The sequence below is a fragment of the Mesorhizobium sp. M8A.F.Ca.ET.165.01.1.1 genome, assembly GCF_004792065.1.
Lineage (GTDB): Bacteria > Pseudomonadota > Alphaproteobacteria > Rhizobiales > Rhizobiaceae > Mesorhizobium.
The window spans coordinates 13,392-31,875 of the sequence record NZ_SRTH01000019.1 but is presented as its reverse complement, the minus strand read 5'-3'; the positions used below and the strand labels follow the sequence as shown (position 1 = coordinate 31,875).

At 62.9% G+C, this 18,484-nt stretch carries 16 protein-coding genes and 2 pseudogenes; 12 read left to right on the top strand and 6 right to left on the bottom strand.

Going from position 1 to position 18,484, the window contains the following annotated elements; translation table 11 throughout:
- Positions 1-200: 200 nt before the first annotated feature.
- Positions 201-485: a hypothetical protein gene (locus EN808_RS37845; RefSeq protein WP_348630949.1), complete on the bottom strand. Its 285-nt coding sequence runs from the start codon at positions 483-485 to the stop codon at positions 201-203.
- 205 nt (positions 486-690) lie between these two features.
- On the opposite strand from EN808_RS37845, the gene EN808_RS30970 reads away from it, so the two are divergent.
- A complete protein-coding gene (locus EN808_RS30970; RefSeq protein WP_135917831.1) occupies positions 691-2,340 on the top strand; it encodes an MFS transporter in 1,650 nt (549 codons plus the stop codon).
- Between the two features lie 853 nt (positions 2,341-3,193).
- On the opposite strand, the pseudogene EN808_RS30965 reads toward EN808_RS30970, so the two are convergent.
- Positions 3,194-3,541 (bottom strand): annotated as a pseudogene (locus tag EN808_RS30965) (flavin reductase family protein); the annotation flags it as partial.
- A gap of 138 nt (positions 3,542-3,679) precedes the next feature.
- Between EN808_RS30965 and EN808_RS30960 the strand changes: the two are divergent.
- A complete protein-coding gene (locus EN808_RS30960) occupies positions 3,680-3,892 on the top strand; it encodes a hypothetical protein (protein WP_066991369.1) in 213 nt (70 codons plus the stop codon).
- A gap of 402 nt (positions 3,893-4,294) precedes the next feature.
- On the opposite strand, the gene EN808_RS30955 is transcribed toward EN808_RS30960, so the two are convergent.
- Positions 4,295-4,759 (bottom strand): ProQ/FinO family protein, encoded by a 465-nt coding sequence (locus EN808_RS30955; RefSeq protein ID WP_135917829.1) that lies wholly within the window; start codon positions 4,757-4,759, stop codon positions 4,295-4,297.
- A 536-nt stretch (positions 4,760-5,295) separates the two neighbouring features.
- Positions 5,296-5,838, bottom strand: coding sequence for a hypothetical protein (locus tag EN808_RS37840; protein WP_348630948.1), 543 nt, complete (start codon positions 5,836-5,838; stop codon positions 5,296-5,298).
- Positions 5,839-6,753: 915 nt separating this feature from the next.
- Here EN808_RS37840 and EN808_RS30940 point away from each other — a divergent pair.
- From EN808_RS30940 to EN808_RS30895, 10 genes are all read left to right on the top strand, one after another.
- Positions 6,754-7,716: a hypothetical protein gene (locus tag EN808_RS30940; protein WP_135917828.1), complete on the top strand. Its 963-nt coding sequence runs from the start codon at positions 6,754-6,756 to the stop codon at positions 7,714-7,716.
- A gap of 64 nt (positions 7,717-7,780) precedes the next feature.
- Positions 7,781-8,755: a quinolinate synthase NadA gene (gene nadA, locus EN808_RS30935; protein ID WP_135917827.1), complete on the top strand. Its 975-nt coding sequence runs from the start codon at positions 7,781-7,783 to the stop codon at positions 8,753-8,755.
- Complete coding sequence (locus tag EN808_RS30930; RefSeq protein ID WP_135917826.1) at positions 8,752-10,293, top strand: L-aspartate oxidase; 1,542 nt, start codon at positions 8,752-8,754, stop codon at positions 10,291-10,293. The genes nadA and EN808_RS30930 overlap by 4 nt, the downstream gene beginning before the upstream one ends.
- 1 nt (position 10,294) lies before the next feature.
- Positions 10,295-11,176: a carboxylating nicotinate-nucleotide diphosphorylase gene (gene nadC, locus EN808_RS30925; RefSeq protein ID WP_135917825.1), complete on the top strand. Its 882-nt coding sequence runs from the start codon at positions 10,295-10,297 to the stop codon at positions 11,174-11,176.
- 411 nt (positions 11,177-11,587) lie between these two features.
- A complete protein-coding gene (panD, locus tag EN808_RS30920; protein WP_135917824.1) occupies positions 11,588-12,040 on the top strand; it encodes an aspartate 1-decarboxylase in 453 nt (150 codons plus the stop codon).
- A 59-nt stretch (positions 12,041-12,099) separates the two neighbouring features.
- On the top strand, positions 12,100-13,098 hold the full coding sequence (gene bioB, locus EN808_RS30915) for a biotin synthase BioB (RefSeq protein ID WP_135917823.1): 999 nt from the start codon (positions 12,100-12,102) through the stop codon (positions 13,096-13,098).
- A 23-nt stretch (positions 13,099-13,121) separates the two neighbouring features.
- Positions 13,122-14,249, top strand: a complete 1,128-nt coding sequence (locus EN808_RS30910; RefSeq protein ID WP_135917822.1) for an 8-amino-7-oxononanoate synthase — start codon at positions 13,122-13,124, stop codon at positions 14,247-14,249.
- Positions 14,246-14,884, top strand: coding sequence for a dethiobiotin synthase (gene bioD / locus EN808_RS30905; protein ID WP_127423202.1), 639 nt, complete (start codon positions 14,246-14,248; stop codon positions 14,882-14,884). Before EN808_RS30910 ends, bioD begins: the two co-directional genes overlap by 4 nt.
- Complete coding sequence (locus tag EN808_RS30900; protein WP_135917821.1) at positions 14,881-16,149, top strand: adenosylmethionine--8-amino-7-oxononanoate transaminase; 1,269 nt, start codon at positions 14,881-14,883, stop codon at positions 16,147-16,149. Before bioD ends, EN808_RS30900 begins: the two co-directional genes overlap by 4 nt.
- Complete coding sequence (locus EN808_RS30895; protein ID WP_135917820.1) at positions 16,146-17,129, top strand: beta-ketoacyl-ACP synthase III; 984 nt, start codon at positions 16,146-16,148, stop codon at positions 17,127-17,129. The genes EN808_RS30900 and EN808_RS30895 overlap by 4 nt, the downstream gene beginning before the upstream one ends.
- Positions 17,130-17,268: 139 nt before the next feature.
- On the opposite strand, the gene panC is transcribed toward EN808_RS30895, so the two are convergent.
- Positions 17,269-18,153 carry a pantoate--beta-alanine ligase gene (gene panC, locus EN808_RS30890; RefSeq protein WP_135917819.1) on the bottom strand — a complete coding sequence of 295 codons (885 nt, stop codon included), beginning with the start codon at positions 18,151-18,153 and terminating at the stop codon, positions 17,269-17,271.
- A pseudogene (locus tag EN808_RS30885) lies at positions 18,150-18,467 on the bottom strand (3-methyl-2-oxobutanoate hydroxymethyltransferase); the annotation flags it as partial. The gene panC and the pseudogene EN808_RS30885, both read right to left, overlap by 4 nt.
- Positions 18,468-18,484: the final 17 nt, after the last annotated feature.

Below are 18,484 nucleotides of genomic sequence, written 5' to 3'. Positions count from 1 at the left end.
CCTTGTGCAAGCACTGGCAGTAGCCCTGTGACGAAGCATCACGTCGGTCGAGCGGCGCCGGCGCTGGTTTCGGGAGGAGAAGGCGCGGGTGTTCGCGGGACGTTTGAGGCAGTGGCCAGGCGCGGGGTACGTCGAGACGGCATTGCGTCGAGATTTAGCAGATTTGAGAAGCGGGTCGTGTTCGGGTTAGCCGCCATAGCTCAGAGCGCATCGTGTTCAATGTTAGTGATGCTGCCGCTATCCTGCTGCATGATCTTCATCGTCAGATCGAGAAAAGGGAAAGGCAGCGATGGACGCCTGTCTGCAGGGTATTGCGTGGTGAGGCCCATCCACCAGCTGCTCGAAAAGCTTTCGATGCAGCCGCGCTTGAAGCAATGATTATGCGCAGCGATTAACCCTTGCGCTGGATCTCGATCTCGGCCGACGACATCGTCGACCGCAAGCGCCAGCTCGAAGCGGATTTTCCGCTTAAGCGCTTTATTCAAGTTTTGGCCGTAGATTCTGGGATGTGCCGCTCGTCGCCGCCTCAATCATTCTTGGTGGGCTGTTCGGCGCGACCGCATTGCCGGTTGCCACCTGTGGCCGCATTCGTCGGAGGCAAAAGAGTTTCTCTCAATTTTGCCAGCCGCCACGGTTCAGTCGAGATTACATGCGAGACGGCCGATAACGGAAAGCAAAGGCTCGCAAAAAATGAGTAGAGTGGCTGGATCAGTTGAAGATTTGGCTGCGCCGACGACGTTTGCGCCCCTCATGCAGCCGACCTTTCGTTCGATCTGGCTCGCCACCCAGGTCTCTTCTCTCGGCTGGTTGATGCAGACTGTCGCCATCAGCTGGCTGATGGCGACGATCTCGACTTCCGATCTGATGGTTGCGCTGGTCCAGGCTTCATCGAACCTGCCCGCTTTCATCTTGTCCGTCTTCGCCGGAGCCCTCGCCGATAATTTCAGCCGTCGCAGGGTCATGTTCGCCGGCCGCTGCCTGATGGTGATAGGATCTGCAATGCTGACGGCGGTTGTGGCGCTGGGCTTTGTCAGTCCGTGGATGATCCTCGGCTTCAGCTTCCTGATCGCATGCGGGGGTGCTCTTCACGATCCCGCCTGGCAGGCCTCGGTTGGCGATATCGTCGACCGCCGCGATGTCCCGGCTGCCGTGACCCTGCTCTCCGTCGGCTTCAACACGGTCCGGACCGTGGGCCCGGCGCTCGGCGGCATCGTGGTTGCCTCGTTTGGGCTTTTGGCAGCTTTTACCGTGACCACACTCACCTATCTGGTCCCTTTGGGCACGATATGGCGCTGCAAGTGGAAGGTTCGCTCTTCGCCTCTCCCGCGCGAGTCGATGAGGACGGCGATCTATGACGGGCTGCGCTTCACGGCGATGTCTTCGGAAATCAAGGCGGCGATCGCACGCGGAACCCTGTTTGGCCTGGCAAGCATCGCCATTCTCGCACTGCTGCCGCTGGTAGTCCGCGATCATCTGGGAGGCGGACCGCTCGCCTATGGCACGCTCATGGCAGGCTTCGGGACGGGCGCCGTCTTCGCCGGCATCTCCAACGGCACATTCAGACGGAGCTTGTCGCAAGAACGTCTGATGAAGCTCGCGTGCGTCGCCTGCGCGGCCTGCTCCCTCTCCCTTGCACTGACCTCTTCGATTCCGGTGGCCGCACTTGCGCTCGCCTTGGGCGGCGCCGGCTGGGTCACCGCCTGGTCCGGGGTTGGCGTGAGCGTGCAGCTGGCGAGCCCGCGCTGGGTCGTGGGGCGCACGATTTCGATCTACTATGCATTGATAGATGGCGGCATCGCGGCCGGCAGCTGGGTATGGGGCACGGCCTCCCAAAGCCATTCCCTGACGTGGGCGCTGGAGGGTTCCGCTGGAGCGCTGCTGCTCGTCGCCGCAGCTGGCATTCTGTTTCCTCTACGCGAGCGCCGCGAGTCCGAGCCCGATCCTTTGGAGGAATTCCACGCCCCAGCTGTCGCTCTCAATTTGAAGCCGAGAAGCGGTCCTATCGTGGTCAAGGTCGAATATCTGATAGCCGAGAAAAATGTCGAGGCCTTCCTCGAGCTCATGCGGCAGCGCAGGCATATCCACAGCCGCGTCGGTGCTCGGAACTGGACGCTTCAGCGCAACCTGCAGAAGCCCATGCAATGGACAGAGACATTCCGCACGCCGACCTGGACGGACTACCTTCGCCTCAACCATCGTCTCACGGAAGTAGACAAGGAATTGGACGAGCGTGTCTGCCAGTTGCAGGCCGGAGAGGCAGCGCCTCAAATGACGCTTTCGATTGAGCGGCCGACCAGCCCGCCTCGTAAACGCGCAATCCTCCCACTTCCCCGTCATTGAAGCCTGACCGTCACGTCTAGGCACCAGCGATTGCTAACGTTGGTACTGCTAATGGTCGTGGCGAGCGCGGGACAACCACCGCGATTCGATGGTCAGCGGCGCAGATGTACAACAGGCTGTCTCGCGCGAGTGGGTACGCAATATCCTGTGTCCGCGACAGAAGCCAAAGACCAATTCATCCGGTCAGGACGTGGCTCCTAACAGCGTCCCGGAAGCGGACACCATGCGCGTGCTGGGTTGATGTGGAAATGCGTGGGGGCGGGTGGACGACGGCGCGCGATGGGCTTAGACGACGTTCGCAATCCCCCAAGTCCGCCGAGAGCACTATGAAGCAGCAGGCGACCCTTTGTCGTCGAGATCAGACAGAAGCGTGGCCTCGTAAAGCGGCCAGAGTCGATCTGGGTCGGCATCGACCTGGCAGCCATCGCGAACGATGTCGCGAAAGCGAACACGAAAGGTGCGGTCGCTGAGGCGACGCGGCAGCCGATTGGTCCTGGCGAAAATCTTTCCCAGCTCGTGTTCACCACCTCTGAAGAAGTATCCCAGGCCAAGGACATAATCATGCCCGACGCATCGCTTCCTGAGTAGCGCGCAACGGTTGAGCGAGCGCCGGTTCCGGATGCATCGCACACACCGACTGGACGAACTCGCCGCAAGAAGCGGCGGCAGAAAGATGTGCCTTTGCCGCGAAGTGAACGATGGAAGCGGCGCCTGCCGTGGGCGCTGCGCCAGAGCCGGGCTGAGCGGTAGATCGACTGTTCAACGGGCCAGAAGGAGAATAAAAGCGCGTGCCTGCGGCCCACTCACGGCGTACCGCTCGCTCAAGACGATCCGTAAGCGCCATGATGATAGATCAGAGCCAGACCCGACTCTCCGCTGACCACATGCCGGGCGCTGCCGAGGACGAGCGCGTGGCTGTGGCGCACAATCGTGTCCTCGACGTGCAATCGACCGCGGCGAGCGAGTCTTCAAGTGCCAGTGCGCCGGTCGCCAGAGCAGACCAACTGGCTCCTTCGTAACGAGCCGAACCCTTCAGGCCACCGCGTCCGGCGAACCGCTCGGCGATCGCCATCTGGTCGGCTCGAAGCACGTTGACGCAGAAATGCCGATGCTGGTTGATGGCCGCCCACGTTGACGAGTTCAGGTTGATGCTGACCACCATCACCTCGGGTTCGACAGACAACGAATGGGCGGTGGTCGTGTCCGCTTCGTTGACTGTCTCGCCGCGCTGTTTCGTCTCCTCGCGTTAGCGGAAGTTAAATTTCGAGCGTTTCAGCTTGCCGCAAATTAGGGTCTCGATGGCATGTTTGCATGACTTTTGGGGCGGGCAGGAAGACTGATGCGCGGACGGGGATGGATCAAGGCCTTGCGTCAGGATGAGGCGCGGCAGATGCGTGTGCGCATCGCGGAACTGGAGCGCAACCTCATGGCGACCACGCCACAGGGGCGCCATCGACGTTTTGAAGCCGGGAATGAACTTCGCATTGCGAAATTCCGCCTCGAGCGGCTCGAGGAATGCATCGCCGGAATAGCGGAAAAATGTGGGGCTTAGCGGATCTCGCCGCTCTCGAAATTGCCGCGCTCCGGCCGAACTGTGCCCCCGATGCTATGATCACAAAGCTGGTGGTTTGACGCCGGTCGAGAGCATCTCTTCAAGCAGCGCTGGGCGGCAGACGCGCAGGCGGCAGGATGAGTCTGCCTGGAGACAAACGCAAGGGGTTGGTTGGTGCGGACGAGGGGCAAACGCCTTCCGGAAAAGGGCTTTCCCTCCCACGCGTATCTTCCACAGGTAGGCAGCTGCACCCGGTGCGCCATCCTGCAGGACACAGCTACCATAGCGAGGCAATCCCGGTTGAAGAGGCGTCGTTTGACTCGGAGATGTTCCTCTGGGGCATCGACATCTTCATCATGGCTATTACTCGGAAGCCCATGAGTCTTGGGAGATCTGTGGCGCTCAAGCCATCGGCTTTCGGAAAGACCGGCGACGCTTCGTCTCAACGACTATTCCAGCCATATTTTTCGCGTTGAACACGGCCGTTTGCTTCGGCTTCGGTTGGGGCGGGGCATCAGGCACCCTTGGCTCCGGCGTCTTCTTGGGCTCTTCCTTGTTCTTGCGGGCGCACAGCAAAGCCTTGGCGCTCGCCGCCTCCGCATCCGATACCTCGCCGGCCGGCTCGCCATCAAGATCGACCCGCACAGCGCCAGCATTCAGTCTCGCCAAGTACCTGGGCATGCTGGTATAGGCGCGCAGGGCTCTCCTCAATTCATCATCTGACAGTTCGCAGTCCAGCTCGCGAATGTCATGATGGATGCCGATCCTAAGCGGCCTGGGCGCTTTCGGATTGAACGCCGCAGGCCACTTTGCCGATAGATGCCGGAAAAGCTGTGCGGGCGATTTCCCTCGGCCGCGGGTCGTCATGATCAAGCCTCGCCCGATTGTTTTGTTCCCAGTTCGGACGCTCCGTAGCACCCATATATGCAATGATTGTGGACGCCTGAAAAAGTCGCCGGGCAGGGGCAAAGCAGCGCATCCTAGCTTCTAGATGAATACCGTTGCCCTCCCAATCTCCTCGCGACTTCTGAGGAACGGAAACGATCAATCGGACGACCAACCTTCCGAACGCGCAAGAACTGTCGGCTATGCCGTTGGGCAAAGGACGGCTGCCCCGAGTTAATCGGCGGCAACTTGGCATGGGAAGAAAAAACAATTCCAATCAAGAAGCCAGCCGCGAAACGCTACGCTAACGCCTAAGGTCCGGAGCTCGCCTTCTGCTCAACGCCATCACAAGGATGGCGTTGAGCAGCGTAACGAACCCTACATCCTGATGATGCCAAGCCGTCCTGGACGTGTCGATCTAGTACCCGATTTAGCGTAATAACGAAAAAAGCTTGCAGTTTTTTCGACACGCCGCCGCTCAAAAAGTCCCATGTTCGCCTTTGGCAACGGCTGGCTGGTCATGCGAGCTTCCTAACCGGGGCGGCTATTCCAAACCGATCGCTCTGAAGCTGCCCGCACCCGCTCGTCGCTAGCCACCGCGCCCGCGCCAGATGGGATGTCCAAGCCCGACGTGCCCGTTCCGGCTGGCGCTCTGGGTCAATGTTCAAGATGGCTCGTGCCACCTTGCGCCAGTCGAGGCCCATCTCCTCCGACATCAGCAGGACGGCGTAAGTCTGAAAGTGCGCCACGTCGTAAGGCGTGACCTCGGCCAACTCGGGTGTTTCATTATCGATCCAGGCCTCCTCCTCCTCCTTTGGGGGCGCGTCGATGTAGCGGCCAATCGAGGCCAGGTGCTCCGCAATCTGATAACGCAAGTGATCGCGGCTGCCGTAGCGCGCATCGATTTCGCCGAGCTTCTTGTACAATCCCCTACGCTTGCCGCGCGGAGCATCGGTATCGCCCAGGGAGTAACAACTCGGACCGACGGCGCAGATATCGCAGCCGGTTGCGACCACGTCCTGCACGAATGCGGGAATGTCCTTTTCTTGCATGCGCTTCATTTCAATAGGCCTCTTCTGATTTCACATTTCCTTATCACAGATCACCAAATTTGCAACCCTGCCGTGCAATCTTGGGCGTCACTGCGGCGCGCGAGCACCTTCCCTCACAGTTCAGCCCAGTGAATCCGCCGCGCGCGCCTCGCCCCGGAGCCCGGAAGAATTAAATCTTCCCTGTGCAGGAAGAACCGACGCGCGAAGAACTCAAGATTTGGGTATTGCTCCCTTCCTGCGCAGCGCCCTGCCGATAGCGCAGCCTGTCGGGGCAGAAGGCAAGGAAGGTAGCCCGCAAGTGTCGGAGAAGCTGCGGCTTCCAGATTGGCGCCGCTCGCACGGTTGCTGAGGCCGGTTTACCCTATCGAACACTATGCCGACCGAGGAAGATTGGGCGAAGCCGAAGCTCCGCCCGGTGGACACCCCAACCCACGCCGACCGTTAACTGAGCTCGGGCGAATGCGTAGGCGTGGGGACAAGCTCTGGGACAGTTGGGAGGATGATGCGCTCGTCGCGAACCCGAAGGCGCCGGTCTGCCAGACTAGTGGTCGTAGGGAATCGGCCCACGCTCTCAGTTAAATCAGGAGACATGATCCGAAAACCGAAGCTTTGCGAGCTCAGTTCCTGTCCCGCTTAGTGGCTATTGTCTTCGCTATTCTGCCATACGCCTAATGAGATTGTCCCACCTGATGACCGTCCCTAACTTGGCTGAGATCGAACGCTCGCCGCGTCTTCACTGTCGGCAGAAAGGCGCGCCCTTCCGTTGCGTTACCTACCGCGGGTGTCGCGTTTGGACCAGTTTATGCAAGTGCGAGCACCAAAACACCGTACAGGTACGCCGTTGACGAGCGGCCCGGCATGGTACACGTTTGATTAAATCGGTTTAGCCGCGTCACCTCACAGAGCACGGCCACGTTCTGCAACATGCACCACCAAGCAACACGAAACAAAAATAGCAACGCTCGGGAAAGCCGCGGCATCAATTTGGACTTGATCGCGGTTGTCTCTGCCGTGACAGACCGCGAGCCTTGCGTCCTCACCAGCGGAGAGCAGGATGCATTGCCCTCCGGGCCGTTCGCGCTCAGCCACCGTTCCCTGCAGTCTGGCCTGAGGGACTGGGTCGAACAACAGACAGGCCACCCGCTTGGCTATATCGAGCAGCTCTACACCTTCGCTGACGGTGACCGCATCGAGGCTGGGCGCAAACAGCGCAAGATCTCGATCAGCTATCTCGCGCTGACCCGGCAAGAAGCTATTGCCGTGTCACGCAAGAGCGACTGGAAAAGCTGGTACGCGTATTTTCCATGGGAAGACCACCGGTCCGGCGCGCCGGAAGCGCTGAGCATCCTGCACCGGCGCCTGATTGCCTGGGCGAAGGGTGCCAGCAGTATGGCAGCGCGACGCGAACGCCGTCAGCGCGCGGCGATCGCGTTTGCCTTCGACGATCGCCCCTGGAACGAGGACCTCACGCTGCAGCGCTATGAGCTGCTTTTCGAGGCGGGCCTGGTCGAAGAGGCTGGCGGCAACGCGAGCATAACGCTCCCGGCAACAGTGTCAGGCAAGGCGATGGTCTGCGATCATCGCCGGATCCTTGCGACTGGCATCGCGCGGCTGCGCTCCAAGATCAAATACCGGCCGGTCGTCTTCGAGCTCATGCGACCGACCTTCACGCTGCTGCAACTGCAGCGAACCGTGGAAGCGCTGGCCGGCCGGCTCATCAACAAGCCGAACTTCCGCAGGCTCGTCGAGCAGCAGGAGTTGGTCGAAGAAACAGGCGAAACCGCCCTCGATACGGGCGGGCGGCCGGCAAAGCTCTTTCGCTTCCGACGCGAGGTCCTCGATGACCGGGCAGTTGCCGGAACGAAATTGCCGCTTTCGCGGGCTTGACACCTTTATAGTCGACGTAGATATATGCCGCTTGTTGTCAGCCCGAATATAAGCGGAGGCGCAGATGATTGGCGCGTTACCAACGGCCGCGTCGCTCTATGAGCGCGTCCGGCGGGTCATCCCGCCCGTGGAATGGCCGGCCTTTGCCGACGACATCGATGCGATCTTGGCGCTGAAGCGCGAGCGCAACGCCGTCATCCTGGCGCACAATTATCAGACGCCAGAGATCTTCCATTGCGTGGCCGACATCGTTGGCGACAGCCTGGCGCTGGCCCGCAAGGCGATGACGGTCGAGGCGGACGTGATCGTCGTCGCCGGCGTGCACTTCATGGCCGAGACGGCGAAGCTCCTCAATCCCGACAAGACCGTGCTCATTCCCGACCTTGCCGCCGGCTGTTCGCTGGCGGACTCGATCACGGCCGAGGACGTCCGCCTGATGCGCCAGCGCTATCCTTCCGCTCCAGTCGTGACCTACGTCAACACCTCTGCGGCGGTGAAAGCCGAGTCCGACATCTGCTGCACGTCGGGCAATGCGCTGGCCGTCGTGAAGTCGCTCAACGCGCCTCGCGTCATCATGCTGCCCGACGAATATCTGGCGAAAAACATCGCGGCGCAGACCAAGGTCGAGATCATCGCCTGGAAGGGACGCTGCGAGGTGCATGAGCGCTTCAGTGCGAACGACATTCGCGATCTGCGCGAGGCCCATCCGGGTGTGACCGTACTTGCCCATCCAGAATGCCCACCGGAGGTGGTCGCCGAAGCGGACTTCGCCGGCTCGACGGCGGCGATGTCCGACTATGTCGGACGATACAAACCGGCGCGCGTCGTGCTGATGACGGAATGCTCGATGAGCGACAATGTCGCGGTCGAGCACCCGGACGTGGATTTTGTGCGTCCGTGCAATCTTTGCCCGCACATGAAGCGCATCACGCTTCGTAACATCCGCAGCGCGATCGAGGAGAACCGTCACATCGTCACCATCGATCCGCGTGTAGCCGAGCGGGCCCGCTGGGCCGTCGAGCGCATGCTCTTCGTATGACCCCAGACATCCATGACATTGGCGGGGCGCCGGTCATTGTCGGCGCTGGCATCGCCGGCCTGATGACCGCGCTTCACCTGGCGCCACAGCCGGTCGTTGTTCTTTCCCGCGCTCCGCTCGGAACCGAAACCTCAAGCACGCTGGCGCAGGGCGGCCTTGCCGCGAGCCTGGGGGACGACGACAGCCCCGAACTCCATCTGACCGACACGCTTGCTGCCGGCGACGGCCTTTGCAATGAAGCGATGGCCAGGCGAGTCGTCGAGTCAGTCCCCGCAACCATCGACCACCTCATTCGTCTGGGCGCTCCTTTCGACCGCGCGTTAGACGGAAAACTGCGGCTCGGCCTGGAGGCGGCTCATTCGCGGCGCCGCATTGTCCATGCCGCCGGTGATGCCACCGGCCGCGAGTTGTTCCGTGCGCTGCTCGCCGTGGCGCGGCGAACTCGTTCGATCACGGTTCTTGAAGGCATGACAGCGCTTCGCCTCGTTGTCGCTGAAGGCAGCATCGTAGGCTTGTTGGCCGCCTTGCATTCACGCGTGTTTGCTTTGCCCACCCGCCGTGTGGTGCTGGCGACCGGCGGCATCGGCGGCCTCTTTGGCGATACCACGAACCCACTTTCCTCATACGGGCATGGTCTTGCGCTGGCCGCCTATGCCGGCGCGGAGCTCGCCGATCTGGAATTCGTGCAGTTCCACCCGACCGCGCTCGACACGCCGCGCCGGCCAATGCCGCTTATAAGCGAAGCGGTACGGGGCGAAGGCGCGGTGCTGGTGGACGAGTACGGTCACCGCTTCCTTGCCACTATACCTGGCGCTGAATTCGCATCGCGCGACGTGGTTGCCCGCGCAATCGCCAATCAGCTCGCCGCCGGGCATCGTGTCTATCTCGACGCCCGGCGATGCCTCGGGCAAAAATTCGCAAAACGCTTCCCGGCGATCGACGCCGCTTGCAAGCAGGCCGGCATTGATCCGGCCATGGAGCCCATTCCCGTGCGTCCGGCGGCGCACTATCACATGGGCGGCGTGGCGGTAGACGCTGAAGGGCGCAGTTCCGTTGGCGGCTTGTGGGCCTGCGGCGAGGTCGCATGCACAGGGCTGCATGGCGCCAACCGTCTCGCCAGCAACTCGCTGAGCGAAGCCGTTGCAACAGCCGCCTGGGTCGCGGCAAGTGTGGCCGGCACCTCAGCCGGCTGGCAATGGCCCAGGCTGCCGGCAGTCTTTCCATTGCGACCCGACCCTTCACCTGTACGCCAACTTGTCTCCAATGCGCTTGGCATCTTTCGAAATGGCAAAGCGCTGCGCGAGGCGATCTCGACCCTTCTGCCGATCGCCGTTGGCGAGACAGCAACGGCCGACCCGGCCCTGGTTGCGCTGTTGATCGCGATTGCGGCATTGCGCCGCGAGGAAAGCCGCGGTTCGCACTACCGGTCCGATTTTCCTGGGCGCGAAGCTGCCGCCCTCCCCTCGCGACTGACGCTCTGCACAGCCTTTGAGAGTGCCGTCGCGCTCAGCTGGCAGAGATCCGAACGGAGCCGTTGATATGACTTCCCTTGCACCGCTTCCCCAGATGATAATGGAACCCATCGTGCGCAGTGCCCTTCTGGAAGATTTTGGCAGGGCCGGCGACATCACCAGCGATGCGATCATCCCCGCCGATTGCAAGGCGACGCTCGTGTTGAATGCCAGGCAGGCCGGCGTTGTCGCCGGGCTCGATCTGGTGATGTTTGCCTTCCTGCTGGTCGATCCTGGGATCAGCATGCAGTTGCGGTGCCCCGAGGGCGGCAAGGTTTCGACCGGCGAAACCATCGCGATCCTAAACGGGCCGGCGCGCAGCCTGCTGACGGCGGAACGGACAGCACTCAATTTCCTCTGCAAGCTGAGCGGCATAGCGACGGCGACAGCCTCGCTGGTCAACGCGGTGCGGGGCTATAACGCAAAGATCGTGTGCACAAGAAAGACGACGCCTGGCCTGCGTGTCCTGGAAAAATATGCCGTGCGCGCCGGTGGCGGCGCCAACCACCGCTTCGCACTCGACGACGCCGTGCTCATCAAGGACAATCACATCGCTATTGCCGGTGACATCCGCACCGCCATCGAGCGGGCGCGTGGCGCCATAGGTCACATGGTCAAGATCGAGGTCGAGGTCGACACGCTGGACCAGCTGGAGATGGCGCTGCAGGCGAGCGTCGACGCCGTGCTCCTCGACAACATGTCGCTCGAGGACCTCGCCCAGGCTGTGGCGATGGTCGGCGGCAGAGCTCTCACAGAGGCGTCGGGTCGGGTGACACCGAAAACGGCTCCCGCAATCGCGGCGACCGGCGTCGATCTCATCTCGGTCGGCTGGCTTACCCATAGCGCTCCCATTCTCGACATTGGCCTGGATATGCCTGCGGACCGGAATTGCCGCAGGCATCTGAACTGAGGGAGAGGGCATGAACCGGGACCGCAGGAACTCCTTTGGCCGCAGACTAACTCGCGCCACAACGTCCTTAGTTCCACCGACCGCTGACCCAAGCCTGCTCCTTGGCGCACCGCATAACTCTAGCGGCGAGGAGAAAGCGACGGGCCAGGGGCAAACAAAGGACCGCGTGGAAGCACTTGGCTTTATCATCTGCCGGCTCGACGAACTGCGGCAGATGGCTGCCTCTCACGGACTGGAAGCACTCGGTTGCCTGTTGGATGTCGCCTTCACCGAATCCTGCGACGCGATCAGAAGGGAGCGTTCTTGCGCTCAAGCCGAAGAAGGCACGCGATAGCCGCGAACGCGAGGCACAGGGGCACAGCGGCACAGGGGCACAGGGGCACAGGATCGAAAGTCGTTTTGGAGGAAGGGATGCGCAAAATCGTTGCCGGCAAGCTGCACGGCATCCATGTCACCGAGGCCAATCTCGACTATCACGGCTCGATCACGCTCGATCCCGACCATTGCGAACAGGCAGGCATCCTGCCGATGGAATTTGTCGAGATCTGGAACAAGAATTCGGGCGCGCGGATTTCGACCTATGTCATCCTCGGCGAACGCGGCTCGCGCTGCTGCATTCTCAACGGCGCCGCGGCCCGCACCTGCCAGCCAGGCGACCAGGTCATCATCTGCAACTCGGTCTATGTGGACCAGGCGGAGCTCACCGCTCTCAAACCGCGTGTGCTGACCTTCGACAAGGATAATCGGATCGTCGACCGCCTGACCTATTCGGTCGAGCGCGATGCGGGCGGAGGCTACAGCTTCTCCATCCTCGACGAAGCTCGCACTCCCCTGCCCGTGCCGGCGCTGGTGGGCAGATCGTGACGGGCTCCGAAGTCCGTTTTCTTGGCTGATACCCAAACGCTTTTGCTGATGGAGGTGGAATGAACGCGGAACTTGGCCTGGACCTGACATCGGACCCTCTCGGTTGGGCGCTTCCGCCTTGGACCCGGGCGGAAGCCCGGGCGGTTTACGATCTTCCCTTCAACGACCTGCTCTTCCGGGCCCAGACGATCCATCGCGAGAATTTCGATCCCAACCGGGTGCAGTTGTCGCGCCTGCTCTCGATCAAGACCGGCGGCTGCCCCGAGGATTGCGGCTATTGCAGTCAGTCCGCCCATCACCAGTCCGGCCTCAAGGCTTCGAAGCTGATGGAGGTCAAACGCGTCATCGCCGAGGCGACGAAGGCCCGCGATGCCGGCGCCACGCGCTATTGCATGGGGGCCGCGTGGCGCAGCCCCAAGGAGCGCGACATGGAGGCGGTGATCGCCATGGTCGAGGGCGTGAAGGCGCTCGGCATGGAGACCTGCATGACGCTCGGTATGCTCGACCTCGATCAGGCGCAACGGCTCAAGCAGGCCGGGCTCGACTACTACAACCACAACATCGACACCTCCGAGCGCTACTATAGCGAGGTCATCTCGACACGAACCTTCACTGAGCGGCTGGACACACTTGCCAATGTCCGCGACAGCGGCATCAAGGTCTGCTGCGGCGGCATCGTCGGCATGGGCGAGGAGCAGACCGACCGCATCGACATGCTGGTGACGCTCGCCAACCTGCCGGAGCCGCCCGACAGCGTGCCGATCAACATGCTGATCCCGATCGAGGGCACGCCGCTTGGCGAGGCCGAACCCATCGAACCGATCGAATTCGTGCGCACCATCGCGCTGGCCCGCATCATGATGCCGAAATCGCATGTGCGGCTCTCGGCCGGCCGCACGGCGATGAGCGACGAGATGCAGGCGCTGTGCTTCTTCGCCGGCGCCAACTCCATCTTCCTCGGCAACACCTTGCTGACCGCCGACAATCCCGGAGAAGACAAGGACAGCGCACTGTTTCGCCGGCTGGCCATCAAGCCTTTTGCGCGCGAAGCCCAGTGAGTGGGCGCGGGAAGGGCCGAGCCATGCTCGACCGCTATGAGGCCAGCCTGCGCGGGCTGGCACGCAAGGACCGGTTGCGGAGCCTCAGCGGCCGCTCAGGCGCCGATTTCGCCTCCAACGACTATCTCGGCCTCGCGCGCTCGAAGCGCATGGCGGGGCGGATCGCGGCCGCACTCGCCGCCGGCACGCCGGTCGGAGCGACCGGTTCGCGGCTGCTGCGCGGCAACGACCCCGAACACGAGGCGCTCGAAGCCAAGGCGGCCGATTTTTTCGGCGCCGAGCGCGCGCTGTTCTTCGGCGGCGGCTATGTCGCCAATTTCGCGGTGCTCACGACCTTGCCCCAGAAGGGCGATCTGGTCGTGCTGGACGAACTCATCCATGCCAGTGCGCATGAGGGCGCGAGAGCCGGCCGCGCCGAAGTGGCGCAAGCCGCGCACAACGATGCGAACGCCGTGGATGATGCAATCGCGACGTGGCGCGCGAGAGGTGGCGCCGGCCAAGCCTGGATCGTGGCCGAGAGCCTCTACAGCATGGACGGCGACACGGCTCCGCTCGGCGAATTGATCGAGGTCGCAGACCGCCACGACGCATTCCTGTTCGTCGACGAAGCGCATGCCACCGGCGTCTACGGCCCGAATGGGCGGGGACTCGCGCACGAACTCGAAGGCCGTGACAATGTCGTGGTGCTGCACACCTGCGGCAAGGCGCTGGGCGCATCCGGCGCGCTGGTTACCGCGCCCGCTGTGCTGTGCGACTATCTGGTCAACCGCTGCCGGCCTTTCATCTACGCCACCGCGCCCTCGCCTTTGATGGCCGTGGCGGCGGCCACGGCCCTGGACATCGTCGCGCATGAGCCGGATCGCCGCGAGCGTCTTGCGAGGCTGGTCGCAATCGCTGGCAAGAGGGCCGAGGGTTTGGGCCTGCCCGCGAGCGGCTCGCAGATCCTGCCGGTTGTCGTCGGCGACAATGCCCGCGTCATGGGGCTGGCGCAGGCCTTACAGTCGCGCGGCTTCGATGTCCGCGGCGTCCGCCCGCCAACCGTGCCCGAGGGCACGGCAAGACTGCGCATCTCGCTGACGCTGAATGTCGGCGAGGCCGACGTCTCGGCGCTGTTTGATGCTTTGGCTGCAGATTGGGAGCGCGCCCGATGACGGTGCAGATTGTCATTACCGGCACCGACACCGGCATCGGCAAGACGGTGTTCGCATCGGGCCTTACGGCGCTTCTCGATGGCATCTACTGGAAACCGGTGCAGGCGGGCAACCGCGAAGAGACCGACAGCGAGGTTGTCTCTCTTCTGGCAGGACTGTCTGCCGACCGGGTGTTGCCGGAAGCCTGGCGCCTTAGAGAGCCGCTGTCCCCACACCGCGCCGCGGAGTTGGACGGGGTGGAGATTGATGCAGGTCAACTCGCACTGCCCAGGACTGACCGTCCGCTCGTCGTGGAGGGCGCCGGCGGACTGATGGTGCCGTTGAACAGGCGCACACTCTACATCGACGTCTTCGCACAGTGGAACGCGCCGGTGGTGCTCTGCGCCCGCACCGCGCTCGGCACCATCAACCACACGCTGCTCTCGATCGAGGCTCTTCGCGCCCGCTCAATCCCGCTGCTCGGCGTGGTGTTCATCGGCGACAGGATGGTCGATACGCAAAAAACGATCGTCCAGATGGGCAAGGTGCGCGTGCTGGGTCGCCTCCCATTTCTTCAGTCGCTGACACCTGGAACACTTTTCGCGGCCATGAAGGCTTCGTTTAACGCCGCCGATTTCGCGGAGATCCGGCCATGAGTCGCCGCTCCGCCGTCTGGCACCCCTTCACCCAGCATGCCACCGAGCCGGTGCCGCCGACGATCGTGCGCACTGAGGGCGCCTATGTCGAGACGCGCGACGGCAGGCGCATCCTCGACGCGATCTCCTCCTGGTGGGTCATCACCCACGGCCACCGCCACCCGAAGATCGTAGAGGCGATCAGGGAGGCGACCGAGACGCTCGACCAGGTGATCTTCGCCGGCCTCAGCCACGAGCCGGCAGAACGATTGGCCTCGGCGCTGGTCGACATGACGCCGGCGGGCCTCGACTGGGTCTTCTATTCCGACAGCGGCTCGACCAGTGTCGAGGTGGCGCTGAAAATGGCGCTCGGCTTTCATCGCAACTCCGGCGCGCCGCGCTCGCGCATCGTCGTCATGGAACACAGCTATCACGGCGACACCATCGGCACGATGAGCGTCGGCGCGCGCGGCGTCTTCAACGCCGCTTACAAACCGCTGTTGTTTCAGGTCGATACCATCCCCTTCCCGGCCGCGGGCCACGAGCAGGAAACACTCGACGCCTTCGAACGGCTGGCGCGTAACGACGAGGTTGCCGCGCTGATCGTCGAGCCGCTGGTGCTTGGCGCCGGTGGCATGCTGATGTACCCGGCCTCAGTTCTCGCCGAACTCAAGCGCATTGCCGAGCGCTCGGGGACGCTTTTCATCGCCGACGAGGTCATGACCGGCTGGGGCCGCACAGGCACCATGTTCGCCTGCGAACAGGCGGCGGTCGCGCCCGATATTCTGTGCACATCCAAGGGACTGACGGGTGGATCGTTGCCGCTTGCGGCGACGCTTGCCACCGACGCGATCTTCCAAGCGCATTACTCGACGGATCGGTCCAAGACCTTCTTCCATTCGAGTTCTTACACTGCAAACCCGATCGCCTGCGCGGCAGCACTGGCAAATGTTGGTATCTGGAACGACGAGCCGGTGGCGGAGCGTGTGACCGCCCTGTCGCGGATGCAGGCGGAGAAGGTTGCGCGGTTCGACGGGGACCCGCGTTTCGAGAATGTGCGCACGACCGGTACCATCGCCGCGCTTGACCTCAGCGTCGGCAGTGCCGGCTATCTCGCCGAGGTCGGGCCCAAGCTGCGCGCCTTCTTCCTCGAGCGCGGATTGCTGGTGCGACCGCTCGGCAACGTCATCTATGTGCTGCCGCCCTATTGCGTGACGTCGGGCGAACTCGACCGGCTCTACGCGGCAATAGACGAGGCGGCCGGGCTGGCGGACACTGGCCGATGAACCGCACGGCGCGCATCATTGGCCTTGGCCATCACGTCCCGGCCCGAAAAGTCGGCAATGCCGAAATCGAGGCAGGCCTCGGACTGGAGGCAGGCTGGATCGAGGGGCGCACCGGCATTCGCTCGCGTTTCTGGGCAGAGCCTGGCGACACGCTTTCCGGATTGGCGGCCAAGGCAGGCGAGATGGCGCTGCAAGCCGCCGGTTTCGATCGCAAGGAGATCGGCCTGCTGCTGCTCGCCACGTCGACGCCGGATCATCTCTTGCCACCGAGCGCGCCGCTGGTGGCGCAAAGGCTCGGCCTCGAAAATGCCGGCGGGGTCGACCTGGCGGGTGCCTGCGCGGGGTTCATCTACGCCATGGCCTTCGCCGACGGCTTCGTGCGCCTGCACAGCAAGCCGGCCATCGTCATCGCCGCCGACATACTAAGCCGTCGGATCAACCCGGCCGAGCGGGCGAGCGCCGTGCTGTTCGCCGATGCCGCCGGCGCGGTGGTGCTGGCTCCCTCCAGCGATCCCGGCTACGGCATTCTCGGCTCGTCCTTTGCCTCGGATGGATCCGCCTATGGCCTGATCCGCATCCCGGCGGGCGGCAGCAACCGTCCGTTCGCGCAAGAAATCGACATTGCCGAAACCCGTATGACCATCGCGAATGGCCGCGACGTCTTCGCCAAGGCGGTGGAGATGATGAGCCGCTGCTCCGTCGAGGCGCTGGACGCGGCTGGTCTTTCAGCGCCGGACCTCGCCCGCTTCGTGCCGCACCAGGCAAATGCCCGCATATTCAACGCCGTCGGCAAGTCGCTTGGCATCGACGATGAGCGCATCGTCAAGACCATCGCCGACCATGGCAACTCGTCGGCCGCTACGATCCCCCTGTCGCTGTCGGTTGCCCACAGCGCCAACCCCTTGCGACCGGGTGAGAAGCTGCTGTTGGCGGCCGCGGGAGCAGGTCTTGTCGGTGGGGCGCTTGTGGTCGGTTTCTAACCCGGCTGATCCCACCCGATGCAAAGCAGCGCCTAAAAAAATAAGTTCCAAGCTCGACGTTTGAGGTCTCATTGCGCTCATAATAGAGGTGACGGGGCAATGTGCGCAGGCAAGCAGTATATCGCCAGGTCCTCTGGATTCAGGCAGCGGCTTGACGCAACCCTTCAGGACGCGGCAGCGCCACCTCGAGATTGTCGATTAGCCGCGTTTCGCCAAGCCACGCAGCGACAAGCAGCCGCGCTGGTCGATCTAACGTGAGCATTGGGGCAAGATCACTATCCGCGCGCAATTCGAGGTAATCGACCTGTGAGAAACCGGCGGCGAGGATCGCCTCGCGCCCGACACTCAGCGTGCGAGGTACAGATTCTCCTGAACTGATCTGCCCGGCGGTTTGGACCAGGACTTCAGCCAACCGAGGCGCCCTGTTGCGCTCAGCCAAAGTGAGCCGCGCGTTGCGCGACGACATTGCCAGGCCATCGGCTTCGCGCACCATCGGACCAGCGATGATCTCAATTGGAATATCGAGGTCACGGACAAGCTGGCGCACGACGTGGAGCTGCTGAAAATCCTTCTCGCCGAAAAACGCCAGGTCGGCCCCAGTCTGCAGATGCAGCTTCGTGACCACCGTTGCCACGCCATCGAAGTGGCCGGGCCGAAACGTGCCGCAAAGCCCGTCGCTCACACCACCGACCGAAACGCTGGTCGCGAAGCCTGGCGGATACATGTCGGCGGCGTTGGGAGCGTAAAGGATATGGGTGCCGACAGATGCGAGCTTCGCCGCGTCATCATGTTCGGTGCGCGGAGGATAGGCGGCCAGATCGGCCGCATTGTTGAATTGCGTCGGGTTGACGAACAGCGTCACGATCACCCGATCAGCCTTGGCCAACGCGGCTCGCACGAGGCTGAGATGCCCCTCATGCAGGGCGCCCATCGTTGGCACAACGGCAATTCTTAGGCCCTCGCGGCGCCAGGCGGCAACGATGCTGCGAAGTTCGGAGACGATGCGGACGATCGGGGTGCTCATAGGGCCTCTCCTCCACTGACTGGGCCCGGTTCATGGCCGAAGACGTGATCCGCGGTCGGAAAGCTGCGGTCGCGCACCTCCTTTGCGTATGCCGCAATCGCTGCCTCGGCGTCGCTTCCCAGCTCTGCGTAGCGCTTGACGAATCTTGGCCGAAAAGCGCCAAACAAGCCCAGCATGTCATCGACAACAAGGATCTGACCGTCGCAGGCCGGCGATGCACCGATACCGATTGTTGGGATCGCCACTTGCTCTGTAATCAGCCGAGCCAAAGCCTCCGGTATCTTCTCAAGAACGACGGCGAATGCGCCAGCCTCAGCCACCCCGTCGCATC